Origin of the sequence: uncultured Imperialibacter sp. (genome assembly GCF_963974565.1) — a bacterium.
Classification (GTDB): Bacteria; Bacteroidota; Bacteroidia; order Cytophagales; family Cyclobacteriaceae; genus Imperialibacter; species Imperialibacter roseus.
This window is the reverse complement of the sequence record NZ_CAXBCJ010000002.1, coordinates 400861-427145: the sequence shown is the minus strand read 5'-3', so window position 1 is coordinate 427145 and position 26285 is coordinate 400861. Positions and strand designations below refer to the sequence as shown.

Sequence of the window (26285 nt, the reverse complement as noted above, 5' to 3'; positions counted from 1 at the left end):
ACACTCATTCCTCTCCAACTAACTCTTTTTAAAGAACAATATTCACAATCCTCTTTGGCACCACAATTACCTTCTTCGGTGCCTTTCCCTCAATCCATTTCTGCACAGCCTCGTCGGCAAGCACAGCCTTTTCAACTTCAGCAGGTGAGGCATCAGCAGAGAAACTCATTTTGTGGCGCATCTTTCCGTTGATACTAATTGGGTATTCGAAGGCGTCTTCCTTCACGAACTCAGGATTGAACTCAGGGAACTTCGAATAAGTGATACTCTCAGTATTACCCAACTTCTCCCAAAGTTCTTCGGTGATGTGAGGAGCATATGGCGCAATGATCTGTGTCAATGGCCCAAGAATCTCTTTCTTGTTGCATTTCAGGTCAGTCAGCTCATTCACACAAATCATGAAGCTGCTCACGCTGGTGTTGAACGATAGCTTGTCCACATCATCCGCCATCTTTTTGATGGTTTTGTGAAGTACTTTCAGCTCATCAGCTGTTGGTTTTTCGGTAGAAATGCTCAATTCACCTTTGTCGTCGTGGAATAGCCTCCAGGTTTTTCGCAAGAACTTGAACACACCGTCGATGCCGTGGGTGTTCCAGGGCTTGAACTGCTCCAGCGGCCCGAGGAACATTTCATATAGGCGCAGCGTGTCGGCACCATACTTCTCGATCATGTCGTCGGGATTGACCACATTGTACTTCGACTTTGACATCTTTTCGACCTCCCAGCCGCAAACATATTTACCGTTTTCGAGTACAAATTCTGCTGTGGCCGCATCCTTGTTGAATATTTTGTAAGCCTCCAGGTCAAGCACATCGTTGGTCACAATGTTGACATCCACATGCAAGGCCACCGTGTCATACTGGCCCTTTAGTCCGTGCGTTACAAATTTATTCTCACCCTTCACCCGGTAAACGAAGTTTGATCGTCCCTGAATCATTCCCTGGTTCACCAACTTGGTTGCATATTCGTCGACGGTGACCAGTCCAAGGTCATAGAGAAACTTCGTCCAGAACCTTGAGTACAGCAAATGCCCGGTGGCGTGCTCGGATCCACCAATGTAAAGGTCGACGGACTTCCAATAAGCTTGTGCCGCTTTGCTGCAGAACTCCTTTTCGTTGTGCGGATCCATGTAACGGAAGAAATACCAGCTTGATCCTGCCCAGCCCGGCATGGTAGTCAGCTCGTAAGGATAACCTTGTTTGCTTTTGAAGTCTTTCGCCCGGCCAAGTGGTGGCTCTCCATCTTCGGTAGGAAGGAATTTGTCTACATCAGGAAGCTCCAATGGTAATTCGTTATCTTGTAACAGGTAGGGGATGCCGTCCTTGAAATAAACCGGCAAAGGCTCGCCCCAGTAGCGCTGACGACCAAAAATGGCATCACGCATACGGAAATTCACTTTACGAACGCCAATGCCTTTTTCTTCTACATATTGCCCGGCTTTCTCAATCGCTTCCAGCGGGGTCAATCCGTTCAGCATGCCCGAATTGACCATTTTACCCTGCTTGGTAGGGTCGGCTTCGGTGTCGGTTATTTTTTGCTCGTCGATGATCTGTGTAATGGGTAAGCCGAAATGCTTCGCAAAGTTGAAGTCACGCTGGTCGCCACTCGGCACGGCCATTACGGCACCCGTACCATAGCCGGCCAGTACGTAGTCGGCGATATAGATAGGCACCCTTTCACCCGAGAAAGGATTGATCACGTAAGAACCCGTGAAAACGCCTGAAACAGTCTTCACATCGGCCATACGGTCCCGCTCTGAGCGGTTTTTGGCCACTTCTACGTATTGCTCCACTTCAGCTTTTTGCTCCTGAGTGGTCAGTTCTTTTACAATCTCTGCTTCTGGTGCCAGCACCATAAAGGTGACACCGTATATGGTGTCAATACGGGTGGTGAAAACCCTAATGTTCTTTTCCGAATTTTCAATTTTAAAGTCAACCTCAGCGCCAATGGACTTGCCAATCCAGTTGCGCTGCATTTCCTTGATGGGCTCCGGCCAATCGATTCTGTCCAGGCCTTCCAGCAAACGCTCGGCATAGGCCGTGATGCGCATACTCCACTGCGGCATCTTCTTTTTGATCACCGGGTGGCCACCTCTTTCGGAGAAGCCGTCTTTCACTTCGTCGTTGGAAAGCACAGTACCCAATGCAGGGCACCAGTTCACGGTGGTTTCGTTGATGTACGTCAGCCTGTACTTTAGCAATGTTCTTTGCTGGTCAGCTTCCGACATGGCTTTCCAGTCTGTAGCCGTAAATAGCGCTGTATCATCATCGCAAACGGCGTTTACTTTGCCGTTGCCTTCGGTTTCAAATTTGGCAATCAGCCCGGCGATGGGTTCCGCCTTGTCGCTGTCTTTGTTGTACCAACTATTGAACAACTGCTTAAAGATCCACTGTGTCCACTTGTAGAACGACGGATCACTTGTGCGCACTTCTCTTTCCCAGTCATAGGAGAAGCCGATGTTTTCCAACTGCTCTTTGTACCGCTTGATATTGGTGTCGGTAGTAATGGATGGATGCTGCCCCGTTTGAATGGCATACTGCTCGGCAGGCAAGCCGAAAGAGTCGAAACCCATCGGGTGAAGCACGTTGAATCCCTGCATTCTTTTGTACCGGCTTACGATGTCGGAAGCGATGTAGCCCAGCGGGTGACCGACGTGTAGTCCGGCGCCAGAAGGATAGGGGAACATGTCGAGCGCATAGAACTTAGGTTTGGAGGTGTCGGAGCCGGTTTTGAATACCTGTTTCTCTTTCCAGTTTTTCTGCCATTTCTGCTCAATCTCTCTGAAGTTGTACTCAGCCATTACCAGGGGTTTTTCAATTAGCTGGCAAAATTAATGATTACCGTTAGAAATGAGTGGATTTTGTGAAAGGAAAGGTGAGTTTAATTTGGGGTGTTGTATTTACGCAAAGGCGGAAAGACCGCATAGAGGGAATTCCGCACTTAATTATTTTTTTCACGAACTTGGAAACCTCTTTCGCCCAGCCTCGTCCTTGCTTCAGAATTTAACTTAGAATAATCAATGAAACTGATCCCTTTTTTAAGCTTGCTTTCACTTTCAGCAGCCTTTTGTTCGGTGGCCAACGCACAAACCATCACATACAAGGCCGACACGACAGTTAAAGCCGATACCATCCCTGCCACACAACCTGAAGAAAAAGTGGACGGCAACAGAACCATTAAGTATTACGAAACACTGCCGTCGGATAGTGACAATCGTGATGAGCCGGAAAGGCACTATTATGTAAAATCTCGTTCTCGCTCCAGAAGTGATATCAAAACACTTTCTGGCAGCTTAAACCACAGCGGTGGCTTTGGCGCCCTTTCCTTTCGGGCGACCGAGTTCCGTGGACAGCCAATGGTGCTCGGAGGTGTGAGGGGAGGCTGGATTGTGAATCGCTCCCTCGGCATAGGTCTTGAGGGGCATGGCATTGTGCCAACAGCCAAGTTCGACGACATAGACCCGCAGAACAGGGTAGTAGCTGTGGGTGGCTACGGAGGGTTCTTTCTGGAGCCAATTTTCTTTAGCAATCAGGTGGTGCATATTACTTTCCCCGTTTCCGCTGGTGCAGGCTGGCTGGGTTATGTACTCGACTGGGAGGACTACAATGGCACCAATAGAGGCTCTAATATTTCTCAGGACAACGATGTTTTCTGGTATGTCGAACCGGGCGTTGACCTCGAGGTTAACATCGCCAGGAATTTCAGGCTTGACCTTGGGGTTTCCAAGCGCTTCACCCAGGATCTTGACCTCGCCGAAACGACGGAGAAAGACTTCAACGGAATTAACTATTTCCTGACATTGAAGATCGGAGGGTTTTAAAAGTCAACAGCTCAAAATAAAGAAGAAGGTAAGCGAAGTGCTTACCTTTTTTATGCCCAAAGCGCTTTGCCAAGCTCCAAAAACATCCCTATTCCAACTGGAATCAGCTCATCGGGAAAGTCGTAAATATCGTGATGGAGCTCAGGGGAAGCCAGGCCTGCGCCAAGACCGAAGAAGCCCGTGGAGGTCACCTCACTAAAACGACCGAAATCCTCCGACCAGGGAAAAGGTGTTTCCGCCACCTCAAAAGCCAGACCTTTGGCCACGGCGGCCCATTGAATCGCAGTGAACGCTTCAGGATCGTTGACCACCGCTTTGAAGGGATCGCTTTCTTCGAGTGACAAAGCCAACCCGGCCATTTCACATTTCTCTTTTGCAAACTTGATCAGCTCACTTTTTACAACAGCCAACTCTTCGTTGCTATCGGAGCGCAGCGTGAAAGCCACTGAACCTTTGCCAGGGTTTACTCCAAAGGCCCTGCCACCCAAATCCATCATCACCGTTGTGATCTTTGTGCGGTTTTGATTTTGCCAGCGTTCGTCATGCAGTTGCTGAGCTTTCAGCTGGATGGCTGCCATCACAGGAGCGGGGTTGTTTCCTTTTTCCGGCTGACCAGCATGGGATGTCTTGCCTTCCAGTGAAAAAACCAAGCCTTCGGACGCCGGACAAGCAACGTCTTTTTTACAGATTACTGCACCCGTTTCAAAGCCAGGCACATTGTGCAAGGCAAAGAGTTGTTTGGGCAAAAAGCTTTTTAGAATTGGGTCATTCAACATCGATTGAGCCCCATAGCCGGTTTCTTCAGCAGGCTGAAAAATGAGTGTTAACTTTCCCCGACGCACAGGGTTTTCCTTGCAATACAGCCCCACGCCAGCTACTATAGCCATGTGCCCGTCGTGCCCGCATTTATGGCTGGTGCCGGTATTTTCAGACTTGTGGTCAAATGAATTTCTTTCGACAATAGGCAAAGCATCCAGTTCGCATCGAAACCCGATAGATGGGCCCGGTTGATCGCTGTCATACACGGCTACTAAGCCACTTCCACCAATATTTGTGTGTAAAGAGGTAGGATGGGTATGCCTCAAAAAGGAAATTACCTTATTGGCGGTTTCAGTCTCTTCTCCCGAAAGCTCCGGATGCCGATGCAGTTCTTTTCGAAATGATGTAAGCAGTTCTATTTCCTGTTCTTTCATTTTAACGATTTCACGATTTGAAGAGCTTCATCCACGTGCTTAGTCGCCTGCGTTTGCGACCGAAAGACGTGGCGAATGAGTCCTTTCTTGTCCACAACAAAAGTAACCCGACCAGTCATAAGTCCGAAAAGTGCCCTGGGAACGCCGAAGAGCTTTTCTACTTTCTTGCCCTTGTCGCTGAGTAGTATAAAGCCAAGCTGGTAGGACTTCGCAAAGGCATTGTGCCGGTTGGCGCCGTCAGTGCTTATGCCTATTACTTCTGCATCGTATTCTTTGAAGACCTCATAGTGGTCACGAAAGCTGCATGCTTCGGCTGTGCAGCCGGAGGTATAGTCTTTGGGGTAAAAGTAGATAACGAGGTTTTTGCTTACCAGGAGGCTGTCGATGCTGATCAATTTACCGTTTTGGTCAGGCAATTCAAACGAGGGTATTTTGTCTCCTACCTTCAGCATCTCCTTGCTTTGTGCCATATTTTTTTATCTGATTGTAATAATTCAAAATGTTTAACTACTAATGCAAAGAAAGGGTTTAGCCCGAATCTTAATGAAGGAAATGAAAAGGTTTTTAGTTCTTTTTTTGGCAATAGGCTTTGTGTTCGCTGGTTGTCAGGCTCCTGTGAAAACGGTCGCCGAAATTGAACCAACCACTATCGTGTTGGTCAGGCATGCTGAAAAAGCTGATGATGGCACTAATGATCCGTCTTTAGACAGTTTGGGAATGCAGAGAGCTGTTGCTTTGATGCAGACGCTGGCCGACGTTCAGTTGACAGGCGTTTACAGCACACCTTACAAAAGAACAAATGAAACAGTCGAAGCCATTGCAAGAGAAAACAACCTGGCAGTGACTGCGTATGATCCGGGGAACAAAGAGTTTCTGTCGGTGGAGGTGAATAAGAACAGAGGAGGGAACCTGCTGGTTTCCGGGCACTCAAACACTGTTCCTGCTATGGTAAATCAGCTGATTGACAGCGGCCAATTCGAAAACCTGGAAGATTGGCAGTACGACTTTCTTTATCTCGTTAATATCGGGCAGGATACTACCTTTCAGGTGCTTCACTATGGAGCACCCTCTGTAAGGCCGAATTAGATAAAAAACTTTAGCTCAATTACCTGTGGCTTAGTAGCTTTGAAAGACCAAAGAAACAAGCAAAAAACATGAAGCAATACCATGACCTTATGCGGTTGATCCTTGAAAAAGGAACCAAAAAGACAGACAGAACCGGCACCGGTACGATCAGTATTTTCGGCCATCAGATGCGGTTCGACCTGTCAGAGGGATTTCCTCTGGTGACAACCAAAAAGGTGCACCTGAGGTCTATCATTTATGAGCTGTTGTGGTTTTTGCAGGGCGACACCAATATTGAATACCTGGTGAAGAATGGTGTTGGCATTTGGAATGAATGGCCATTTCAAAGTTATCTGAAGCAAACGGGGCAGGAAGAGACCTACCCAAAGTACAGTGACGAGTGGAAGGAAAAACTGAAAGAGTTTATTGAGACAATTAAGACGGATGCTGCATTCGCTAAGAAATACGGCGAATTGGGGCCCGTATATGGCAAGCAGTGGAGAGATTTTGAAGGTGTCGATCAAATCACGGACGTGATTAACGACATTAAGAGTAAGCCCGACTCCAGAAGACTGATGGTGTCTGCCTGGAATCCGAAGGAGATTCCGGTAATGGCGAAGTCCGGTTTGCCTCCTTGCCACACTATTTTTCAGTTTTATGTGGCAGACGGCAAGTTGAGTTGCCAGCTCTACCAGCGCAGTGCCGACGTGTTTTTGGGTGTACCGTTCAATATTGCTTCGTATGCGCTGCTTACCATGATGGTGGCGCAGGTATGCGGGCTTGGTTACGGTGACTTTGTGCACACACTTGGAGACGCTCATCTTTATTCCAACCATTTGGAGCAGGCTGAGCTTCAGCTTTCACGGGAGCCATTGCCGCTGCCAACGATGGAGTTGAATAAGGACGTGAAATCAATTTTTGATTTCCAATACGAAGATTTTAAACTGTTGAACTACGAGCCTTATCCCGGGATAAAGGCGCCGGTTGCAGTATGATTTCGATCAGAAAATTGGGCAGGGTTTAAAAATTTACTGAATCGAACTTAAACAAATGGTAGAAAGAAGCAGTGTGTTTGACATGATAGGCCCAGTGATGATAGGGCCATCCAGCTCGCACACAGCTGGCGTGGTACGCATTGGCCGTACCGCCAGAAAGATTTTAGGGAAGCAGCCGGAGGAAGCGACCATTACCTTCTTTAATTCCTTTGCCCGCACCTACGAAGGCCACGGCAGCGACAGAGCCATTGTGGCGGGCTTGCTCGACTACAAAACAGATGATAAGAGAATTAAGGAGGCATTTGAACATGCTGCCAAAGAAGGACTGACATACAACTTCAAGTCGGTGGGTAACGCCCTGACACGACACCCAAACACGGTTAAGCTCGACCTGAAAGCGGGAGAAAAGGCGGTTCAGGTGATCGGTGAAAGCAGGGGAGGTGGTTTGATCAAAATCACCGAGGTGAACGGATTTTCGTCTGGCTTTACGGCCAACCTTCACACAATTATTATCACTGCCACCGACACAAAGGGAAGCATCGCTTATATAGCCAATATTCTGTCTCACGACGACTGCAATATAGCTACTATGACGGTTTCCCGAAAAGGGAAAAACGATTTGGCTTGCCTGATTATTGAAATGGACTCAGGTCTGAAAGCTATTTCTCTTGAGTACCTGAGAAACCTCGACTGGATAAAAGAAGTCATATACATACCAGATATTGATAAATAAATAAAAAGGTCAACAATGAGAAGATTACTTTTTTTAGGACTAATTATTACCTCTCATTTCCTTTACGGTCAATCGAATACCCCTGCCATCGACGGAGGAAAGATGGTGTTGGATTTGCGACAGACGGTGGACATAGCCCTGGAGCGAAACCTGAACATTAAAAGGAGTGAATTGACATTGAGAGGAGCGGAGGTGAATCTGACGCAGTCGAAAATGAACAGGCTTCCCAATGCCAATGTGGGAGTGGGAGCCGGTAGAAACTGGGGTAGATCAGTCGACCCTACAACCAATCAGTTCATTACGCTTCCACTCTATTTCGCTGGTGTGCAGGGAAGTAGCAACATTACTTTGTTCAACGGCATGCAGCTCCATAACACAGTGAAGCGCAACGAGCTGACCAAAAACGCTAACGAATTTGACCTTGAAAAGTCAAAAAATGATGTGATCGTTACCGTTGTTACATCCTATCTGAACGTCATTCTTAACCAGGAGTTGGTAGAGACGGCCAGGCTGCAGGCGGAGTCAACCAGGAACCAACTGGACAGAACCGTGAAGCTGGTTGATGCCGGATCGCTGCCTATCACAAACCAGCTTGACCTGGAATCGCAGCTGGCGAGCAATGAACTGGATCTGATCAACGCTGAAAACGATCTTGCTTTGTCGCTGCTTAGCCTAAAGCAGGCTTTGCTACTGCCCAGCACAACGGAAGTAGAACTGATTGTGCCTGAGGTGGACGTTCCTGACGAATTGAATATTGACGATGACGTGGAAGGCATTTACAGAACTGCATTAGAGGCCATGCCTGAGATAAAGAGTGCGGATCTGAATGTCCAATCGGCCGAAGTGGGTTTGAGAGTAGCGCAAGGCGGCATCATGCCTACCTTAAGCTTGGGCGCTAGTTTTAATACCAACTACTCCGAAATTGCAGATAGAGAGCGGGAAATATATGACGGCACAACTTTCGCTGAGTTTCCGATTGGGTTTCTTGAAAACGACAGGTCGCAGCTTGTGTACACTCGCCAACAGGTACCCAATGTTGTGAGAACGGAACCCGACTTTCCGGTTTTTGATCAATTTTCGGAATACCTGAGCAAGCAGATCAATTTAAACCTTTCCGTCCCAATTTTCAATAGGTTCACGACCCGTTCCAATGTGCAACGGGCCATTATTACCCAGAAAACAGCTGAGATTTCAGCACTTGAAACCAGAAACACGCTGAGACAAAATATTGAAACTGCCTACAACAATGCAAATGCTGCCTTGAAGTCATACAACGCTTCCGAGCGGCAGGTAAGCGCATTGGAGCAGTCTTTTAAAAACACTGAAAATCGCTACTCATTGGGTGCTGTCAACTTTGTTGAGTACCAGGTAGCCAGCAACAACCTGTTCAGGGCACGCTCTGGTTTGGTGAGAGCTAAATACACCTATTTGTTTCGTTTAAAAATATTAGAATTCTATCAGGGAAAAGAATTAACCTTCTAAATCATGGCTAAGAAAAAGAAATCAAATAAGTTAATATACATTCTTCTCGGGGTTGTTGCTGTACTGATCGTAGTGGTGCTGGTTGGAAAATCGCAGGGCTGGATTGGCAAAAAGCAATCCATGGAAGTAGAATTTAGCAATGTCGCCAAGAAAACTATTGTCGAAAAAGTTAGTGCTTCTGGGGCCATACAGCCTGAAATAGAAGTAAAGATGACCCCAGACGTTGCTGGCGAAATCATTGAACTGAATGTGGAAGAGGGAGACTCTGTGATGATCGGTGATCGCCTGATAAAGATACGTCCCGACAACTGGCAGTCAGCTGTGGACAGAAGTCTCGCCAATCTTAACCAGCAAAAAGCCAATGAGGCAGATGCAAGAGCGAGACTGGAAAGGGCCAGGGCTAACTTTGACAGAGCGAAGCTGGAGTACAACCGCCAGAAGAAGCTGTACGAGGAGAAAGTAATTTCTGATGCAGACTGGGAGCTGGCCGACTCTAACTACAAGGTGGCGCAAACGGATCTTTCTTCTGCCGAAGAGAATGTAAATGCGGCCGAGTACATCGTAAAAAGCTCTCAGGCCTCGGTGAATGAAGCAAAAGAGAACCTTCGCCTGACAACAGTGCTGTCGCCTATGAATGGAACGGTATCGAAGCTTAGCGTAGAAAAGGGAGAACGTGTGGTTGGTACTCAGCAGATGGCCGGTACAGAGATGCTTCGCATTGCCGACCTGAACAAGATGGAAGTAAGGGTGAATGTGAACGAGAATGACATCATCAGAATTGCTGTAGGTGATACGGCTCTAATTCAGGTTGACAGCTACACTTACCTTGAAAAGGAGTTTAAGGGTGTTGTGACACAGATTGCCAACACAGCCAATGATAAAGCATCTGCCGATGCAGTTACCGAATTTGAAGTGCGCATCAGGGTACTTAACAGCTCCTACAAAGATTTGATAAATGAGAAGGGCATCAAGAATCCACTGAGACCAGGGATGACTGCCAGCGTTGATATTATCACGGAGAGAAAAGACAATGTGTTGTCTGTTCCGCTGGCGGCTGTTACTACCAGAAGCAGCAAGGATGAGAAAGCCGGCGAAGGCAAGGAGGGAGAGAACATTGAAGCAAGCACTCCAGCTACTGGCGAGAAAGACGAAGTGTTGCAGGTGGTGTTCCTTAACGATAATGGCGTGGCCAAAATGGTAGAGGTAAAAACCGGCATCAGCGACTTTGAGAACATTGAAGTGCTGAGCGGGGTAAAAGAAGGGGATGAAGTCATTTCCGGGCCATTCCTGGCTGTTTCCAAAAGACTGAAAGATGGAGAAGCAGTACAGAAAATGGGAGGTGAGGACAAAGCGGTTGCCAGCAAAGAAGAAGAAAAATAGTCAATAGCAATTAGCCTAAAAACAGAAAACCGTGGTGAGCGCCACGGTTTTTTTTGTTCAAAAAGCAGAAAATAAACGCCATGCAGGAAATTTGCCATTTATCGATCCTTATGACCCAACTTTGATCAAATAGTAATTCTTCTTTCCCTTCTGGCAAAGCAGGTATTTGCCCTGGAGCAGCTTGTAAGCTGGCTTCTCGTTGGGGTCGGTTGCTTTTAGCTTGTTGATGCTCACACCACCCTGCTGGATCATTTTGCGTGCTTCGCCTTTCGATGGAAAAATTTCGCTGTTCGTTTCTGTCGAAAGCAAATCCGTTATGGTAGCGGCACTGTCCAGGGTTGTCCGGCTGATCTCTACCATCGGCACACCCTCAAACACTTGTAGCAGGGTTTTTTCGTCTATTTCTTCCAACTCGGCCGTTACATCTTTGCCAAAAAGAATACCTGAGGCCTTCACTGCCATATTGTAATCAGCTTCTGAGTGCACCCTGGTTGTTACATCTTTGGCAATGGCCTGCTGCATAATCCTCAAATGAGGCGCTTCGGCATGTTCTTTCTCTAGTTTTTCTATTTCGTCCTTGCCAAGCAGCGTAAACACCCTGATCAGCCGGTGGCTGTCGTCGTCGGAGCAATTGAGCCAGAACTGGTAAAATTTGTACGGGCTTGTCATCTCCGGATCGAGCCATACGTTGCCGCCTTCACTTTTGCCGAACTTAGTACCGTCGGCCTTGGTCACCAGGGGCGTGGTGAGCGCATAGGCTTCGCCGCTGGCCTTTCTGCGGATAAACTCTGTGCCGGTGGTAATATTACCCCACTGGTCGCTGCCACCCATTTGCAGCTTTACCTGGTGCTCGGTATACAAATGATAAAAATCGTAGCCTTGCAGCAGCTGGTAGGAAAACTCAGTAAAGGAAAGGCCTGTTTCCAAACGGTTTTTCACCGAATCCTTGGCCATCATATAATTCACCGTGATGTGTTTGCCGGCATCTCTCAAAAACTCCAGAAAACCGAATTTTTTGAACCAGTCGTAATTGTTGACCATCACCGCCGCATTCTTGCCGCTATCAAAAGCGAGGAACTTCTCCAGTTGCACCTTAATGCCTTCCTGGTTTTTGCGAAGTGTCCCTTCATCCAACAGGTTTCGCTCTTCCGACTTGCCCGAGGGGTCGCCTATCATACCGGTGGCGCCACCCACTAGCGCATAAGGTTTGTGCCCAGCTCTTTGGAGGTGCACAAGCAGCATGATGGTAGCCAGGTTACCTATGTGGAGTGATGCTGCAGTTGGATCAAAGCCTATATAAGCCGAGGTCATTTCCTTTTTCAGCTGGTCTTCTGTTCCGGGCATCATGTCGTTCAACATGCCTCTCCACTTAAGCTCTTCTATAAAGTCGATCATTCTGCTTTTTTGATTTCAGGGCTCAAAAATAAAGGACTGAGCTTAACCATTCTAACGCAAAGTAAATTTTTCTTCGGGTGTAAAATATTTAGTAGCAGATGCAGGTTTAACTTAAGATACTAATTATATTGGGCTAATAAAATTAGTAAATGAAAGGAAGAGGAACAGGTTTGCAGCCTAACAACAGGTTTGCCAGTCAGGAGAGAGGCAATTACCACGAAGAGGGAATTGATGAACAGTTGCTTCAGGAAAGAGTGCCCACCGAATACATAGTCGAGCACCCTAAGACTGTGATGAGTAAGAACGAAAGCCCTGATATTCCTTTTACCTATTCCATTAACCCGTATCAGGGTTGCGAGCATGGTTGCATTTACTGCTATGCCCGCAATTCGCATGAATACTGGGGATATAATATGGGATTGGACTTCGAACGAAAAATCGTGGTGAAGCCCGACGCTCCCAGGCTACTGGAAAAATCTTTCCTAAGCCCTTCATGGAAGCCCCAGGTAGTAATGCTTTCAGGCAACACCGATTGCTATCAACCAGCGGAAAAGAAATACGGCATTACGAGAGAATTATTAAAGGTCTTTCAAAAATATGGGAATCCGCTGGGCATTATTACCAAGAACGCACTGATCGAAAGGGATTTGGACGTGCTGTCGGACCTTGCCTCGGAGCACCTTGTTCACGTGATTTTCACGATTACGTCGCTGGATGAGGAATTAAGAAGGGTGTTAGAGCCGAGAACTTCGCATCCGCTGAAGAAACTGAAGGTGATGGAGAAGTTGACTCAGAGGGGTATTCCCTGTGGGGTGATGATGGGGCCAATTATACCCGGCCTCAACAATACGGAGATTCCAAGGGTACTGAAGCTTTCGTCAGAGTACGGAGCGCTGACATCCACTTTCACCCTGGTTAGGCTCAATGGTCAGCTGGGTACTCTATTCAGGGAGTGGCTGGAAACTCATTTTCCCGACAGGGCTGCCAAGGTGTGGAACCAAATCTGTTCGATTCATGACGGTCAGGTGAATGACAGCGAGTTTGGTCGCAGAATGAGGGGAGAAGGGCCACTGGCAGAGAGTATTCATGCCATGTTTTCAAAAATGCAGGACAAGTATTTCAAGGACAAAAAAATGCCGGACTACGATTTCAGTCGCTTCCGGCGCAAAGGGGTACTCAATCTTTTTTGATCCGTAAAGGGCGATCAGGCCTTCTTGATTGCCTTGAGAAAAAGGTTAGCGGCCGCTGGATTGGTGGCCAAAGGGATGTTGTGAACATCACAAATCCTCATCAGCATCTGAACATCGGGCTCGTGTGGGTGCTTGTCGAGTGGGTCTCTGAAAAAGATCACCATATCCAGGTTTTTTTCCGCTGCCATGGCTGCAATTTGAGCATCACCCCCAAGCGGGCCCGATAACATTTTGTGAACTTGCAGGCCGGCATTTTCAATATGCCCGCCCGTGGTGCCCGTGGCAATCAACTCAATCCCTCCGAGTAACTCCTTGTTGCCAAGCAGAAAAGCAACCATTTCTGGTTTTTTGCCGTCGTGTGCTATCAGTGCTAATTTCATAACTTCTTTGTGTTGGGGGTAAAGTTACCCTTTCAGTAAAATAATTAGCGTTTGTTCACATTAAAATCTGACTAGTTTAAGTAATCTTTGATGTGCGAACCCATGAACGTATGCACTCAAAAATTTCTTATTTCAAAATACTGAACCAGCCAGATGACGAAACATGCGGCCCAACCAGTCTGCATGCGGTTTACAACTATTATCACGATTTTATCAATCTGCAGCAGGTAATAGATGAGGTAACATTTTTGGAAGAAGGTGGCACCTTGGGTAACCTATTAGGCATTCATGCGCTGAAAAGGGGGTATAAGGCGAAAATGCATTCTTATAACCTCAATGTTTTTGACCCTGTTTGGTCCACGCTGACGCACGATGAGCTGATTGAGAAGCTAAAAGCCCAGCTCAAGTATAAAAGAGGTAAGAAATTTGAAAATGCTACCCACTCATATATCGAGTTTCTGACCAGAGGCGGTGAAATTGCTTTTGAGGATTTAACGGTGGACTTAATCAGGAAGTACCTCGACAGAAGACGCCCTATCCTCACGGGCTTGAGCGCTACTTACCTGTACGATTGCAAAAGAGAATACGCCAACGACGAGGGTCGCTCGGTATACGACGACCTGAAAGGATACCCCATGGGGCATTTCGTGGTGCTTACTGCCATCGACGAAAACGGAATTGTTTCGGTGTCCGATCCCTATCAGGAAAACCCACTTTCGGGAGAGAACGAATATAAAGTCGACGTGCACAGGCTTATCAACTCCATTTTGTTGGGTATTGTGACCTATGATGCTAACTTGTTGATTTTAGAACCGACAGATAAAGAATGAGAAAAATTGTTGTTATCAACAACCCTAAAGACTGGCAGCTTAACATTGAAGGAGTAGAGGTGGTGGCAGTTAGATCTTACCTTACCAACCCTCAATACGCTGACATAAAGAACGTTAGAATTTTCAATCTGGCCCGAAACTACTGGTACCAATCGGCGGGATATTACGTCTCACTGCTGGCTGAGGCCAGGGGGCAGAAAGTGATCCCCAGTGTAACAACGATTCAGGATTTGAAGTCAAGCACCATCGTGAGGGTGATCACCGACGAAATTGATGAATTGATTCAGAAGAGCCTATCCAAGATCAAATCGAACCAGTTTGCCCTGAGTATTTACTTTGGCAAGAATCTCAGCCCTCAATACGATACACTAAGTAAAGCGCTGTACAACCTGTTTCAGGCACCAATTCTCAGGGCTCAATTTCAGTTTCAGAAAAAATGGGTATTACAGGGCATAAGCCCCATTTCAGTAAAGGAAATACCGGAAAGCCACAAGCCGTTTCTCGAGGAGTCTGCTAACGAATACTTTAAGAAAAAGCGCTATGATGGAAAACGTAGCTCCAAAACCATCTACGATTTGGCAATTTTGGTCAATCCAAATGAAAAGGCACCACCTTCGGACAAAAAGGCTATCCAAAAATTTATCGACATAGGGGAGGAATTGGGCTTTTATGCTGATCTTATCACCAAGGAGGACTATAGCAGGGTCTCTGAGTATGATGCGCTGTTCATCAGAGAGACTACCGCTGTCAATCACCACACCTACCGCTTTGCCAGGCGGGCTTTTGCAGACGGCATACCGGTGATCGACGACCCCATCTCGATTATGCGATGCACCAATAAGGTGTTTTTAGCAGAAACATTGGGCAAAGCTAAAATTTCGACACCAAGGACAGTCATTGTACACAAAGACAACCGAAATGATCTGGAGGCGATGCTGGGCTTTCCTATTGTGCTCAAGCAGCCGGACAGCGCCTTTTCTGTGGGAGTGATGAAGGCAGTTGACCGAAAGAGCCTGGACGAGATACTCGACAAAATGCTCAGCGACTCGGATCTGGTGATCGCTCAGGAGTTTCTACCGACCGACTATGACTGGCGTATTGGCATTTTGGATAACAAGCCATTGTACGCTTGTAAGTATTATATGGCGAAGGATCATTGGCAGATATACAATTGGACGAAATCGAAAACTGACGATCAGTACGGCAATGCAGAAACAATGCCTGTTGAAAAAGTGCCGGAAATTGTTCTCGAGACTTCTTTAAAAGCCGCCAACCTGATAGGAAGTGGACTGTACGGCGTGGATATCAAGCAGAAAGGGAATAGCGTTTATATCATCGAAGTGAATGACAACCCGAGCCTTGATCATGGCATAGAAGACTACTGTTTGAAGGATGAGCTTTACAGGAAAGTGCTGGGTTCCCTTTTACGGAGAATAGAGCAAAAGAAAACCCTCTAAGTCTATGGCAGAGCAGAAGCGAAACTTACACTTGTTCGACGGGTTTGGGGTGGAAATGGAGTATATGATCGTTTCCAGAAAGGGTCTGAATGTCCTGCCAATAGCTGACAAGCTTTTCAAGCAAGTGACTGGGGAGTTTGTTGCAGATGTGTATCGGGGGGCCATAGCCTGGTCTAACGAATTGGTATCTCACGTAATCGAGATCAAGACCAATGGACCAGCAGCCACACTCAACGGCCTCGACAAGCCATTTCACGAAAACATCCAGGAAATCAACAGGCTTTTGGCACCTTTCGATGCCATGCTGCTTCCCGGCGGTGCACATCCCTGGATGGATCCGTACAAGGAAACGGTTATCTGGCCACACGAGAACAACGATATCTACGAGCTTTACAACCGCATCTTCGACTGCCGTGGGCACGGATGGAGCAATTTGCAAAGCACCCATATCAACCTGCCTTTTCAGGGGGATGAGGAGTTTGCCAGGCTGCATGCCGCCATCAGGGTGTTGCTGCCCATCATTCCGGTATTAACTGCATCGTCGCCCATATTGGATGGTAAACTGAGCGGCTTCGTCGACACGAGGCTGGAGACCTACCGCCACAATCAGGAGAAGGTGCCGTCTATTGCCGGGAAAGTAGTGCCGGAACAATTGTTCACTCAAGCCGAATACGACAAGCAAATTTTTCAGCGAATCAGAGGAGATATCAACAGCTACGATACCGACGGCATTTTGGATCAATATTTCCTGAATTCAAGAGGGGCTATTGCGAGGTTCGACCGTGGTGCCATTGAAATCCGAATTATAGATATACAGGAATGCCCGGCAGCAGATATCGCTGTGCTGCAAGTCATTGTGGCCCTGCTAAAGGAACTCGTGAACGAAACGCTATGTAGCTTCGAAGAGCAAAAGAGCTGGCATGAAGACGATTTGGCTGCCATTTTTTTGAGTGTTGTGAAAGAGGGGAGCAACTATACCATCACCAATAGACAATACCTGAAGCTTTTTGGGATGGAGCAAAAGGCGGCTACTGCTGCCAAATGTTGGGAGCATTTAGTTAACATGGCCGACAAGGATCAATCGAATGCCATCGTAAGAGCTATCATAGCACAGGGAAACCTGTCGGAACGAATGATTAAGCACCTGGGACAGAGCTTTAGTCATGAAGCCTTACTTGGTCTTTACGAAGAGCTGGCAGGCTGTCTCGAAAACAACACAATGTTTTTGCCGTCGGCCAAAAGATGAGTAAGGTAAAATTCATATTGACCTGCGAGCATGGCGGCAATGAAATTCCCGAGGAGTATGAGTACCTGTTCAACAAAACACCGGAGGTGCTGAAGACCCACAGAGGGCTTGATATTGGTGCTTTGGCATTATTCGAGCAGTTGAAAGCGATAAAGGCCGATAGTTCTTATTTCTCAACCACCTCACGGCTGCTTGTCGAGCTCAACCGGTCACGCAATCATAAGTCGTTGTTTTCTGAATACACCAAACCGCTACAAAAAATAGTCAGGCGGCATATTTTGACCAAGTATTATACACCTTACCGAAACACCGTTTATGCTCAGATATACAAATGGGTAAGCAAGGGCAATAGGGTGGTGCATATTTCGGTGCACACCTTCACCCCAATATTTGAAGGGAAGGAAAGAAAGGTTGACATCGGGCTGCTTTTCGATCCGAAAAAGAAACCTGAGAAAGAGTTTTGTGGTCAATGGAAGAGTGAAATGAAATCACTCAGTGATATGTTTGCAGTGAAGTTTAACGAGCCCTACCTGGGCAAGTCCGATGGCTTTACCACCTTCTTAAGGAAAGAATTCGACAGCTCGTCCTACACTGGGATAGAATTGGAGGTCAATCAGAAGTTCTACATTGCCGGCGGTCATCAATGGCCTGAGGATATTCTGAAATTGATTTTAAATAGCTATAAGGCTATGGTAAAGAAGGTTGGGTAACCGGCTAACTCAATGTCTTAAGATAGGCTACCAACTCATCGTAGTTTTTCTCCAGCGCATAATCGGTTGGGGTTTTCCCGCTGTCATCTGCTATTTTATGGTCAGCTCCGGAAGCTATAAGTATTCTGACGATTTCCAGGCTTCCGTTGTGGGAGGCTGAATGAATGGGACGAATGCCTTTTTGCTGGGAGAGGTTCACGTTGGCACCAGCAGCTATCAGCAGATTTACAATGGGCACACTCCAAATGGCGCAGGCCGAGTGAATGGGTGCCACCCGAAAGTCGTTGTTGGCAGCAATGTTCGTATCAGCGCCAGTTTCTATCAGATAGGCGGCCAGATTTACGTGCCCAAAGAAACAGGCAAGCCCAAGCGGCGTAAATCCATCTGCGGAAAAGGAGTTCAACACCTCTGGTGCTTTATGAAGCTGCTCTTTCACAGTCTCTAATTCTCCAATGCAGCAGGCTTCGTGAATAGTGACATCGTCAAGATATGCCCGTATTGTTCTTATGGCTTCCAGGTTTCTGTAATAGGCAGCAAATGTGACCAACGACACGCCCATGGAAGTGGTGAGGCGAGCTTTTTCCGGGCTTTGTTTTAGTGCAACAGCTAATTGTTCATTCGCTCCGGAGGAAATATGGTTTTGAATTTGATCGAGCGGCATGGCCTGAAGTTTTGAGACGAAATTGGACAGAGTAGGCTCTTTGGCTTCTGCTTATACTTTATTTATCGCAATACGCACAACCGATTGATTCAATGCGTAGTTTTGCAACTATATAGCAATTATTTGTCAATATATAAGAAAGTTGCCGCTGTTGAAAGGGTTTTCGACGGCCTGCAAAAAGAGATTAGCGCCTTCCAGGCACAATCATCCTTAAAATGCCTTACCGGCTGCGGAAAGTGCTGTACCAAGTCTGATCTTACCGCCACAATTCTGGAGTTTCTCCCATTGGCCTATCACCTCTACAAAACCGACAAAGCCGAGGATATGCTTGCTAAAATGGATGAAGAAAGCGAATCGACTGTTTGTCATTTGTTCAATCCATTGGTGGTTGGTGCTGGTTCAGGCTTTTGTGGCAACTATAAATACCGGGGCCTCATTTGCCGACTGTTTGGCTATGCGGCTTCCCGGGATAAAAATGGACAGAAGAAGCTTGTTACATGCCAATTGATCAAAGCTGATCAGCCAGTACCGTATCAAACAACGGTGGGAGCCATCAGTGACGGAACCATGGCTGTGCCAATGATGTCCGACTATCAGTCACAGCTGATGGGGATAGACTGGGAGCTGGGTAGCAAGTTTTATCCTGTCAACACGGCTATCAGAAAGGCTGTTGAAATGGTTTTATTTTACTACCAGTTTAGGGGGCGGAGAGCAAGCTAGAAGAGCTGGTTAAGATACAAGTAAAAAGGCCCGTTTAGGGCCTTTCTTATTACTGGATAGAGTCAGTCTGAACAATTTCGGTTGAATCCGATGCCAGCGTGCTGTCAGCCGGTGAAATTTCCTCCATCACCACAGTAGAGGTTTCAAGGGCTGTGGAGTCAGCTGCTGCTTCAGCGGTTTCCGTTTTGGTTGATTGACAAGAACTAATTGCAATGAAACTGGTCATAGCCAGCAACATAAGCGTCTTTTTCATATTAGGTTTTGATTTAGGACGCAAATGTATGAGTAAGTTATTTCACTTAATGCAATGGTGGATATAATTATTTTTTAATCGATATCGTCGTCAAAACCCTGGTTGTAAGACGGGTCGCTTGAAGAGTCATCTGCATCGTCAGCATCGTCCGCCCCGGCAACTTCATCTACGTCGTCTGCGCCCGCATCAAACCCATCATCGTCATCGTCGTCGGCAGGTGTGGCTTTACTCTTCATCGATTCAAGCGGTACCTTAATAAGGTAGTTGGCTTCCTCAGTTTCCAGAGGTACAGCAAAATAGGTTTCATTTTGTGCGTTTGTGAGCCTGATCACATTGCCGGTAAATCCAGAAGGGTAGGCCTCCAGAAGCAGGTCCTTCATCGCCTGATCCAGCTTCTCATAACTTTTGATTACTCTCTTTTTGTCCATTTGAAATAAACAGTACGGGCTTTTGAATTTTGATGTAATTATAAATCGTTTACACCACTATTTGTCAAGCATTTTCGATAATTTTTTCGACAAGTAGCTTAAAATTTAAATTTAGGCATATTTTGCAGCCATGAACGAACAACGAGAGGCTGGTGGAAGGGCCTGGCAAATGGTCAAAGCCGGAAGTATGGACAGGCTGCTAAAGGTGGAAACGACGATAGCCGAGCCGGATGATAGCAGTGTGTTGGTGGCCGTTAAGGCGATAGGCTTAAACTTTGCCGACATTTTTGCCATGCTGGGTATTTACAGCGCCACTCCTAAAGGGACTTTCGTACCCGGGCTGGAGTTTTCGGGCGAAATACTTCGAGTGGGTAAAAATGTGACCAAATTCAAAGCAGGCGACAGGGTGATGGGAGTGACTCGCTTCGGTGCTTACACAACGCATATTGTACAGTCCCCTGACTACCTCAGCCCAATTCCAAAAGGGTGGTCGTTCGAAGAAGGGGCTGCATATTTGGTGCAGGCTTTAACCGCCTACTACTCACTTTTTTCATTGGGCGATATTCAAAAAGGCTACAAAATTCTGATTCATAGTGCGGCTGGGGGTGTAGGTATACTGGCGAACCGCATCGCAAAAAAGATGAATGCGTACACTGTTGGAACGATTGGGACACCTGGCAAGAAAGACCTTCTTATCAGCGAGGGTTACGACGAGGTGCTGGTGAGAGACGAATCTTTTGAAACCAAACTGGAAGCGACGGCAAAAGAACGTCCGTTCAATATGGTGCTGGAATGCATAGGAGGGAAGGTGCTGGACATGAGCTACAAAGCCATGGCCGCTCAGGGCAGAATGATTATCTATGGGTCAGCCCATTTCGCTGAAACCGGTAGCAAGCTCAATCCAATAAAGCTTGCTTTGAAGTTTTTGCGCAGGCCAAAAATAGACCCGCTCAAGCTCATTAGCGACAACAAATCGGTGATGGGCTTTAATTTGATCTGGCTGTATGAGAAAAAGGAGATTTTGCAATATTCGCTTGGTGAGCTGGAGAAGCTGGAGATTGGGCCGCCCATGGTTGGTCATACCTTTGGTTTCGATGAAATGAAGGAAGCGATTGCCCTTTTTCAAAGTGGAAAAACAACAGGCAAGGTGGTGATAACGGTAGCATAATGGAACTGGTTGTAGACATAGGTAATTCAGATGTTGTTTTTGGTTTGTTTACACAGGAAGAGCCCCGGCTTGTTTTCAGAACCCCGTCACAACGTGACCTGCCTGCTTCCGAGTACGAAAAGAGAATCAGGGCCTGGTTTCTCGAAAACGCACTTAGCTATTCTGATATTAGTGGAATAATAATTAGCAGCGTAGTTCCCAACCTCACACCTGTGATGGAGGAAGTGGTGGAGAGGTTATTTTCTGTGCAACCGTTGCTTGCTGGTCCGGCCATTTACAAGGGCCTTAGCCTGAAAATAAAGAATCCCTATGAGATAGGTTCTGATCTGGTAGCCAATGCTACGGCCGCCTTTACCTATCACCAGTCGGCAGCTATTGTCGTCGACTTTGGCACCGCTTTGTCATTTACGGTTGTGTCAGCAAAAGGAGAAATACTGGGAGTAAACATCGCTCCGGGGATCAAGACTGCCATGAAGTCTCTTTTTCAGGAAACGGCACAGCTACCGATAATCCCCCTTGAGTACCCAACAACGTTTATTGGCAGAGATACGGTTCAGGCGATTCAGGCTGGCATCCTTGTGGGCTATGTGGGTTTGGTCAAAGAGGTGATCAATAAAATCAAAGAGCAGGAGCCTGGTGAATCATTTAAGGTGATTGCCACTGGTGGGCTATCACTTGTGCTGGAGCCGCTGAAGGAGGTGTTCGACCAAACAGATCCTCACCTCACATTAAAGGGACTGCACCTGATGTACCAAAAGCAATTTTGATGCGGCCCTGTTTAGTTGTTGCAAATTGATTCGATCGGTTTCACGGCTTCTTTCACACCCAAGCGTCCAGCTTTCATCAAGTCCTTGCAAGCCTCATCGGTTTCGCCTGTTTTGCTCAGTGCAATACCACGATTGAAATAAGCAGTGCCGTAGTTGATGTCGATGGCCAGATAAAGGTTGTAGAACGAAATAGCGTCTTCATACTTTTCTTCCAGAAAAAGTATGTTGGCCAGGTGTAAATAGGCTTTTTCGGAAAACCCAGACAAGGACACCACCCGTAACAACTCATCTTCAGCTTTTTCCAGTAATCCCACTTTTCCATAGCAAATAGCCCTGTTCATCAACCAGTCGGGGTCAGAAGGAACGATCTCCAGGGCTCTGGAATAGTAATTTATCGCTTCGTCATATTGCTCTCTGTTGTGGGCGTCAAACCCCATTTGCGCCAGCAGCTCCGGAACCATGATTTCAGTGACGATGTTTTCGTTTTCTTTCAGGTATTTCCTGGCTCTGGCAGCGTCGAGTGTAAACAAGTTGATCAGAGCTGTTTGGGTATCAGGGTTCTTCACCAAAGCAGCCTCGTAGTCAGCAATGGCCTGAGATTCCCTGCCCAGCTTCTGAAGTGCCAATCCCCGATTGACCAGGTAGTCGGACGCCCCGCCGGATATACTGACGGCACTGTCAAGATCCCTCATGCCAGCCTGCTCTTGTTGCAAAGCAGCGAAGGCCAGCCCTCTGTAGAGATAGTACTCAGCGTTGAGTTGATTGTCGGCGGTGATATTTACCTCGCCGGAAGGAGAGTAGCGATAGAAGATTGCCTTTGTTTCTTCGGACGAACCATTGCTTGCAATCAAACTATTGAGTTGCGCAATGCAGTCTTCGTGAAGGTTGAGTTTGTAGAGACAAACCGCCCTCCGAAACAGGGCGCCTTCAAAAACAGGTTGAAGATCGATGGCTTTTTCGTAAGCATAAAGTGCCCTGGCAAAATCATCTATTGCTTCGTAGCTGCTTCCCTGGGAAAAATACACATCGGCCACTTGCGGATTGTAGTGGACAGAAGAGTCAAAAGCAGAGGTAGATTCAACAAAATGACCGCTTCGTTGAAGTTGCAGACCACTTTGGTAGAATTTATTAGCAATTTCTTCTGACTGTTTTCTATTTTGCACAGGATTGGTTTGAGCAGACACTGTAATTGGCCTGAGAAAGACGAGGATACAAAGGGCGATATAATTGGCGCTACTCATAAACGACTCCCAAAATAATTTTTAAATTTAATAAATAGAGGCGTTTGCCCGGGTGTTTGTTATACCTCTAAAAATAGAGAACGAAATCGTGAGGAAATTAAATTCAACTATATGAAAAGAAGACTACTATTAATGGGACTCGCTGGCTTGGTGTTGCTGGCATCTTGCGGAAAGGACGACGAGCCAAGGGTTCCAGATCCATTAGAGGGCAAATGGCTGCTGTCAGAGTTTCAGCTGACCAATGCGCCTGTAGAGTTCACTTCCTGGGAGGGAGCGGTGCTTCCGTTGGGACAACTGGTTACCTGGGAAAATTATCAGATTGAGTTTTTGGCTGACAATACGTTTAAGAGAAGAATATTTTTGCCTGGAGCCGATTCAACCGACGACGGTGTATGGGCGAAAGACGGTGAAACGCTGACAATTACATCGAATGACTCCGGTGCGATTGAGGAAGAATACAATATTGAAAATGTTGATGAAGTAGAACTGATTTGGAGTGAGGCGGTTTCGCTAAGACTAATCAAAGATGCTGTTGCTGACACTCTGACTCAGGCATATGTTGACAGTTTGACTGACGCTGAATTTGATGCGCTGTTTGTTCCGGTGAATATTACGCTCAACTACGTTTTTGCAAAGTAGATATTAGCTTTCCAGCGGATCGGATACCTTTAATAGGGACAAATTGGTCCGTAAAATAGATTTAGAATGAGATGAAATGAGGGCATGTTAACAGCATGCTCTCATTTGTTTACCTCACAATCAGCTTCTTTCTGTGAAGCTCGGTTCCTGCCCTAATCTCCATAATTACCGCACCTCTCACCCCAGGCAGTTCCAATTTTTCCTGAAATGCCGTACCTGACTTCATCCATTGGCGAGAGAAAAGTTTCTGACCCAGCACATTGTATACAGTAGCACTCACCTGTCCAATATGTGCATTGGAGAATGCGAGTGTAACGGCTCCATCCACTGCAGGGTTAGGGTAAATCGTCAGTTCAGTAGTCTCCGGTTGTGGAACGGAGGTGACGTCACGCACGTAGATCGTGATTTCTGCTTCAGAAACGCAGAGATCGCCACCGCTGGCCAGTACTTTGTAAGTCGCCGTCTTCGTGGGCTTGCCTATTACTGTTGGACCTAGCGTTGTGGTCAGGCTGCCCTCTGTAGACTCCCACTGAAATATGGAGGCGCCGGTGGCGCTCAGGGTAACGGGCTCTCCTGGGTTCACAATCAACTTATTTGTTTTCAGCTGCACCGAGGCGTCCATCCCCACTTTGGGCACCATTTGGTGGCTCATCGTGAGTCCCCACGAAGTACTGAACGGACTCCAGTTTCCATCACTGTCTTTTTCCCATGCCGTTGGTATAGCCACCTCGCTGTCTCTGGAGCTTATCAATGCCAAAGTATCGCCTCCTCCATAATCTAGCTCAATGCCTACATGGAAGCCAACACCGAACAAGGGTACTCGTCGTCCAAAAACAATACTGGTTGGTTTGTTGGCGGCAATGTCATCAGCAATTTCCCTGATCAAGATTTCCCGCTGTTCCAGAATGGCCCCGGGGCTGCTTTGCGGGCCCCTGGCATTCCACACTACTACACGTGCTGTGGCTTCGGGATCGGCAAAGACGGCTTTCCCAAAATGAATAGACACACCGCTAAGGTTTTCGTAGCCAGGCTTGTTCTCAAAAAACTCCGAGATCGCCGAGGTTCTGATACTATTGTGCCCCGACAGGTAACCCTTCGGGTTGGACAGTGGATTGTCTTTATAAATCGTTGGCAGGGGCTGGATGGTTGGTGTTGATGTTCCAAAATTGTCGAGCGAACTGCAAACTCCTTCGCTGGAAACGACGATGTAGTTTTCTCTTGTCAAAGTGTCGGCAATGCCATATTCGTTGGACACCACTAGCTTCACAGAATAGCTACCCTCGGCGGTGTATTTGATAAAAGGGTTTTTCTCGCTTGACAGAGTAGGAGTGCCTCCTTCAAAAATCCACGACCACTTTGTTGGGAAATTGGACGAGAGGTCTGTAAAGCGGATGCCGCCGTCACGGAGCGAAAGCTGCTTGTCTGCCGTGAAGTCGGGAACGGGGGCTTCCGCTACCACCTCGCCACAGACCTGCGAGTTTATCAGCGACTTTCGCCGTGGGCTAAGTTCCATCACCGCAAGAATTCTCGACTTCTGCCCCTTGGTAAAGATATTCATACAGGCATCGTCAGAATAGTCCATATAGTTTTGCACCATATCCACAGAACCACAAGAAGTTTTGCCTGCCGGGCACCCTCTGGTAGGTTCGGCAGCTTCGGGAGTGTCAGTCACAAAATCGTCGGATCCACATGGCCCGTCGCCCCAAATGTGGCGCAGACCTAACCAGTGACCGACTTCATGTGTTAATGTCCGGCCTTTGTTGTAGGGAGGCGACATCACCGAAAAACTGCCTTTTTCTGAAGATCCAAAGCTGGAATATCTGACCACCACACCATCAGTGGAAGCTGATCCGCCGCTTGTTGGAAGGCCTGTAAGTGCTGATTCGCTGGGGAACTGCGCATATCCCAGTAATAGCTCACTTTCCCCTTCAAAGTCCACCGTCCAAATATTGAGATAGTCGTTGGGATTCCAGATGGTATTCGGCTTGAGGAAACCCTCGATGTCGGTGCGAGTCCAGGCGGCTTTATTGCCATTGTATCGGTGAATACCCGCCTCAGACAGCTCAACACCGTTGGGGCCAAGCGATGCCAGACAAAATTCAATTTCGATATCGGCACCTACCGGATTATTATTGAAACCATTGGTGCCGGTCGCCCTTCTGAAATCTTCGTTCAGTACCTCAAGTTGAGAGGCCACTTGCGCTGCACTAATGTTCCGACCCTGCCCAACTTGCTCTCCATTGTGGACAACATGTACCACAACGGGAAGTGTAATAATGCCTGCAAAGCCCCTGCCGCTAGCTTGCTGCAGCTCTATTTCTTTCGTCTTTTGCTGAATCCTTGTTTCAAAGTCAAGCCTGTTGCGCATGTCAGCATATTTGAGCTGATTCAGGCTGTCCTGCTCCATCGTTTCGCAGGTTCGCATGGGAGGGTTGGGCTCAGTTTCTTGCTGAACCTGGTACACATTGTCGGAAAACCCGGTGAGCAACAAGGCTATGCAAGCGACGATAGATATTGAAAACCTCATTTTGT

25 protein-coding genes are annotated in these 26285 nt (G+C 47.2%); 15 read left to right on the top strand and 10 right to left on the bottom strand.

What is annotated here, in order from left to right; genetic code table 11:
- Window positions 1–28: 28 nt before the first annotated feature.
- Entirely contained in the window at window positions 29–2800 is a 2772-nt protein-coding gene (gene leuS / locus AAC052_RS04565) for a leucine--tRNA ligase (protein ID WP_339811316.1), read from the bottom strand.
- A gap of 219 nt (window positions 2801–3019) precedes the next feature.
- Between leuS and AAC052_RS04560 the strand changes: the two genes are divergently transcribed.
- Window positions 3020–3820, top strand: a complete 801-nt coding sequence (locus AAC052_RS04560; RefSeq protein ID WP_339811314.1) for a hypothetical protein — start codon at window positions 3020–3022, stop codon at window positions 3818–3820.
- 50 nt (window positions 3821–3870) lie between these two features.
- Here AAC052_RS04560 and AAC052_RS04555 read toward each other — a convergent pair whose 3' ends face one another.
- A complete protein-coding gene (locus AAC052_RS04555; RefSeq protein WP_339811313.1) occupies window positions 3871–5013 on the bottom strand; it encodes an amidohydrolase in 1143 nt (380 codons plus the stop codon).
- A complete protein-coding gene (locus tag AAC052_RS04550) occupies window positions 5010–5483 on the bottom strand; it encodes a peroxiredoxin (protein WP_339811312.1) in 474 nt (157 codons plus the stop codon). Before AAC052_RS04550 ends, AAC052_RS04555 begins: the two co-directional genes overlap by 4 nt.
- 82 nt (window positions 5484–5565) lie before the next feature.
- On the opposite strand from AAC052_RS04550, the gene AAC052_RS04545 reads away from it, so the two are divergent.
- The 5 genes from AAC052_RS04545 to AAC052_RS04525 all read left to right on the top strand — a co-directional run bounded on the left by AAC052_RS04545 (window position 5566) and on the right by AAC052_RS04525 (window position 10668).
- Entirely contained in the window at window positions 5566–6099 is a 534-nt protein-coding gene (locus tag AAC052_RS04545; protein WP_339811309.1) for a phosphoglycerate mutase family protein, read from the top strand.
- 68 nt (window positions 6100–6167) lie between these two features.
- Window positions 6168–7073: a thymidylate synthase gene (thyA, locus tag AAC052_RS04540; protein ID WP_339811307.1), complete on the top strand. Its 906-nt coding sequence runs from the start codon at window positions 6168–6170 to the stop codon at window positions 7071–7073.
- 55 nt (window positions 7074–7128) lie between these two features.
- Window positions 7129–7806 carry an L-serine ammonia-lyase, iron-sulfur-dependent subunit beta gene (gene sdaAB / locus AAC052_RS04535; protein WP_339811305.1) on the top strand — a complete coding sequence of 226 codons (678 nt, stop codon included), beginning with the start codon at window positions 7129–7131 and terminating at the stop codon, window positions 7804–7806.
- 15 nt (window positions 7807–7821) lie between these two features.
- Window positions 7822–9288, top strand: coding sequence for a TolC family protein (locus AAC052_RS04530; protein ID WP_317491953.1), 1467 nt, complete (start codon window positions 7822–7824; stop codon window positions 9286–9288).
- Window positions 9289–9291: 3 nt separating this feature from the next.
- Entirely contained in the window at window positions 9292–10668 is a 1377-nt protein-coding gene (locus AAC052_RS04525) for an efflux RND transporter periplasmic adaptor subunit (protein WP_339811303.1), read from the top strand.
- A 108-nt stretch (window positions 10669–10776) separates the two neighbouring features.
- Here AAC052_RS04525 and tyrS read toward each other — a convergent pair whose 3' ends face one another.
- Window positions 10777–12063, bottom strand: a complete 1287-nt coding sequence (tyrS, locus tag AAC052_RS04520; RefSeq protein ID WP_339811302.1) for a tyrosine--tRNA ligase — start codon at window positions 12061–12063, stop codon at window positions 10777–10779.
- 149 nt (window positions 12064–12212) lie between these two features.
- On the opposite strand from tyrS, the gene AAC052_RS04515 reads away from it, so the two are divergent.
- Complete coding sequence (locus AAC052_RS04515; protein ID WP_339811301.1) at window positions 12213–13253, top strand: PA0069 family radical SAM protein; 1041 nt, start codon at window positions 12213–12215, stop codon at window positions 13251–13253.
- A 14-nt stretch (window positions 13254–13267) separates the two neighbouring features.
- On the opposite strand, the gene AAC052_RS04510 is transcribed toward AAC052_RS04515, so the two are convergent.
- Window positions 13268–13633 carry a methylglyoxal synthase gene (locus AAC052_RS04510; RefSeq protein WP_339789099.1) on the bottom strand — a complete coding sequence of 122 codons (366 nt, stop codon included), beginning with the start codon at window positions 13631–13633 and terminating at the stop codon, window positions 13268–13270.
- A gap of 110 nt (window positions 13634–13743) precedes the next feature.
- On the opposite strand from AAC052_RS04510, the gene AAC052_RS04505 reads away from it, so the two are divergent.
- From AAC052_RS04505 to AAC052_RS04490, 4 genes are read left to right on the top strand one after another with little or no spacing between them, the layout of a single operon-like run.
- On the top strand, window positions 13744–14463 hold the full coding sequence (locus AAC052_RS04505) for a C39 family peptidase (RefSeq protein ID WP_317491948.1): 720 nt from the start codon (window positions 13744–13746) through the stop codon (window positions 14461–14463).
- Window positions 14460–15920 (top strand): RimK family protein, encoded by a 1461-nt coding sequence (locus AAC052_RS04500; protein WP_317491947.1) that lies wholly within the window; start codon window positions 14460–14462, stop codon window positions 15918–15920. The genes AAC052_RS04505 and AAC052_RS04500 overlap by 4 nt, the downstream gene beginning before the upstream one ends.
- 4 nt (window positions 15921–15924) lie before the next feature.
- The gene (locus tag AAC052_RS04495) at window positions 15925–17166 is read left to right on the top strand and encodes a glutamate-cysteine ligase family protein (protein WP_339811297.1); all 1242 of its coding nucleotides are present in this window, start codon (window positions 15925–15927) and stop codon (window positions 17164–17166) included.
- On the top strand, window positions 17163–17876 hold the full coding sequence (locus AAC052_RS04490) for an N-formylglutamate amidohydrolase (RefSeq protein WP_317491945.1): 714 nt from the start codon (window positions 17163–17165) through the stop codon (window positions 17874–17876). The genes AAC052_RS04495 and AAC052_RS04490 overlap by 4 nt, the downstream gene beginning before the upstream one ends.
- 4 nt (window positions 17877–17880) lie before the next feature.
- On the opposite strand, the gene AAC052_RS04485 is transcribed toward AAC052_RS04490, so the two are convergent.
- A complete protein-coding gene (locus tag AAC052_RS04485) occupies window positions 17881–18537 on the bottom strand; it encodes an ankyrin repeat domain-containing protein (protein WP_339811295.1) in 657 nt (218 codons plus the stop codon).
- A gap of 123 nt (window positions 18538–18660) precedes the next feature.
- Between AAC052_RS04485 and AAC052_RS04480 the strand changes: the two genes are divergently transcribed.
- Window positions 18661–19257: a YkgJ family cysteine cluster protein gene (locus AAC052_RS04480; RefSeq protein WP_339811292.1), complete on the top strand. Its 597-nt coding sequence runs from the start codon at window positions 18661–18663 to the stop codon at window positions 19255–19257.
- Between the two features lie 49 nt (window positions 19258–19306).
- On the opposite strand, the gene AAC052_RS04475 is transcribed toward AAC052_RS04480, so the two are convergent.
- Both AAC052_RS04475 and AAC052_RS04470 read right to left on the bottom strand, forming a co-directional pair.
- The gene (locus AAC052_RS04475; RefSeq protein WP_339811290.1) at window positions 19307–19510 is read right to left on the bottom strand and encodes a hypothetical protein; all 204 of its coding nucleotides are present in this window, start codon (window positions 19508–19510) and stop codon (window positions 19307–19309) included.
- 74 nt (window positions 19511–19584) lie between these two features.
- Complete coding sequence (locus AAC052_RS04470) at window positions 19585–19938, bottom strand: hypothetical protein (RefSeq protein WP_317491941.1); 354 nt, start codon at window positions 19936–19938, stop codon at window positions 19585–19587.
- A gap of 130 nt (window positions 19939–20068) precedes the next feature.
- Between AAC052_RS04470 and AAC052_RS04465 the strand changes: the two genes are divergently transcribed.
- Complete coding sequence (locus tag AAC052_RS04465; protein WP_339811288.1) at window positions 20069–21106, top strand: zinc-binding dehydrogenase; 1038 nt, start codon at window positions 20069–20071, stop codon at window positions 21104–21106.
- On the top strand, window positions 21106–21873 hold the full coding sequence (locus AAC052_RS04460) for a type III pantothenate kinase (protein WP_317491939.1): 768 nt from the start codon (window positions 21106–21108) through the stop codon (window positions 21871–21873). Before AAC052_RS04465 ends, AAC052_RS04460 begins: the two co-directional genes overlap by 1 nt.
- 11 nt (window positions 21874–21884) lie before the next feature.
- Here AAC052_RS04460 and AAC052_RS04455 read toward each other — a convergent pair whose 3' ends face one another.
- Entirely contained in the window at window positions 21885–23036 is a 1152-nt protein-coding gene (locus AAC052_RS04455; protein WP_339811286.1) for a tetratricopeptide repeat protein, read from the bottom strand.
- Between the two features lie 189 nt (window positions 23037–23225).
- Here AAC052_RS04455 and AAC052_RS04450 point away from each other — a divergent pair, with 189 nt between their 5' ends.
- Window positions 23226–23753, top strand: a complete 528-nt coding sequence (locus tag AAC052_RS04450) for a hypothetical protein (RefSeq protein ID WP_317491937.1) — start codon at window positions 23226–23228, stop codon at window positions 23751–23753.
- Window positions 23754–23862: 109 nt separating this feature from the next.
- Here the strand turns inward: AAC052_RS04450 and AAC052_RS04445 are convergent, their stop codons facing one another.
- Entirely contained in the window at window positions 23863–26280 is a 2418-nt protein-coding gene (locus AAC052_RS04445) for a M43 family zinc metalloprotease (protein ID WP_339811283.1), read from the bottom strand.
- Window positions 26281–26285 lie beyond the last annotated feature (5 nt).

Excerpts from the sequence above, each read along its gene's own strand:
- AAC052_RS04515 (WP_339811301.1), top strand. The coding sequence starts at position 12,213 with ATGAAAGGAAGAGGAACAGGTTTGCAGCCTAACAACAGGTTTGCCAGT.
- AAC052_RS04555 (WP_339811313.1), bottom strand. The coding sequence starts at position 5,013 with ATGAAAGAACAGGAAATAGAACTGCTTACATCATTTCGAAAAGAACTG.
- AAC052_RS04485 (WP_339811295.1), bottom strand. The coding sequence starts at position 18,537 with ATGCCGCTCGATCAAATTCAAAACCATATTTCCTCCGGAGCGAATGAA.
- tyrS (WP_339811302.1), bottom strand. The coding sequence starts at position 12,063 with ATGATCGACTTTATAGAAGAGCTTAAGTGGAGAGGCATGTTGAACGAC.
- AAC052_RS04460 (WP_317491939.1), top strand. The coding sequence starts at position 21,106 with ATGGAACTGGTTGTAGACATAGGTAATTCAGATGTTGTTTTTGGTTTG.
- AAC052_RS04465 (WP_339811288.1), top strand. The coding sequence starts at position 20,069 with ATGAACGAACAACGAGAGGCTGGTGGAAGGGCCTGGCAAATGGTCAAA.
- AAC052_RS04510 (WP_339789099.1), bottom strand. The coding sequence starts at position 13,633 with ATGAAATTAGCACTGATAGCACACGACGGCAAAAAACCAGAAATGGTT.
- AAC052_RS04490 (WP_317491945.1), top strand. The coding sequence starts at position 17,163 with ATGAGTAAGGTAAAATTCATATTGACCTGCGAGCATGGCGGCAATGAA.
- AAC052_RS04450 (WP_317491937.1), top strand. The coding sequence starts at position 23,226 with ATGAAAAGAAGACTACTATTAATGGGACTCGCTGGCTTGGTGTTGCTG.
- AAC052_RS04525 (WP_339811303.1), top strand. The coding sequence starts at position 9,292 with ATGGCTAAGAAAAAGAAATCAAATAAGTTAATATACATTCTTCTCGGG.
- AAC052_RS04550 (WP_339811312.1), bottom strand. The coding sequence starts at position 5,483 with ATGGCACAAAGCAAGGAGATGCTGAAGGTAGGAGACAAAATACCCTCG.
- AAC052_RS04495 (WP_339811297.1), top strand. The coding sequence starts at position 15,925 with ATGGCAGAGCAGAAGCGAAACTTACACTTGTTCGACGGGTTTGGGGTG.
- thyA (WP_339811307.1), top strand. The coding sequence starts at position 6,168 with ATGAAGCAATACCATGACCTTATGCGGTTGATCCTTGAAAAAGGAACC.
- AAC052_RS04530 (WP_317491953.1), top strand. The coding sequence starts at position 7,822 with ATGAGAAGATTACTTTTTTTAGGACTAATTATTACCTCTCATTTCCTT.
- AAC052_RS04545 (WP_339811309.1), top strand. The coding sequence starts at position 5,566 with ATGAAAAGGTTTTTAGTTCTTTTTTTGGCAATAGGCTTTGTGTTCGCT.
- AAC052_RS04445 (WP_339811283.1), bottom strand. The coding sequence starts at position 26,280 with ATGAGGTTTTCAATATCTATCGTCGCTTGCATAGCCTTGTTGCTCACC.
- leuS (WP_339811316.1), bottom strand. The coding sequence starts at position 2,800 with ATGGCTGAGTACAACTTCAGAGAGATTGAGCAGAAATGGCAGAAAAAC.
- AAC052_RS04500 (WP_317491947.1), top strand. The coding sequence starts at position 14,460 with ATGAGAAAAATTGTTGTTATCAACAACCCTAAAGACTGGCAGCTTAAC.
- AAC052_RS04470 (WP_317491941.1), bottom strand. The coding sequence starts at position 19,938 with ATGGACAAAAAGAGAGTAATCAAAAGTTATGAGAAGCTGGATCAGGCG.
- AAC052_RS04560 (WP_339811314.1), top strand. The coding sequence starts at position 3,020 with ATGAAACTGATCCCTTTTTTAAGCTTGCTTTCACTTTCAGCAGCCTTT.
- sdaAB (WP_339811305.1), top strand. The coding sequence starts at position 7,129 with ATGGTAGAAAGAAGCAGTGTGTTTGACATGATAGGCCCAGTGATGATA.
- AAC052_RS04505 (WP_317491948.1), top strand. The coding sequence starts at position 13,744 with ATGCACTCAAAAATTTCTTATTTCAAAATACTGAACCAGCCAGATGAC.
- AAC052_RS04475 (WP_339811290.1), bottom strand. The coding sequence starts at position 19,510 with ATGAAAAAGACGCTTATGTTGCTGGCTATGACCAGTTTCATTGCAATT.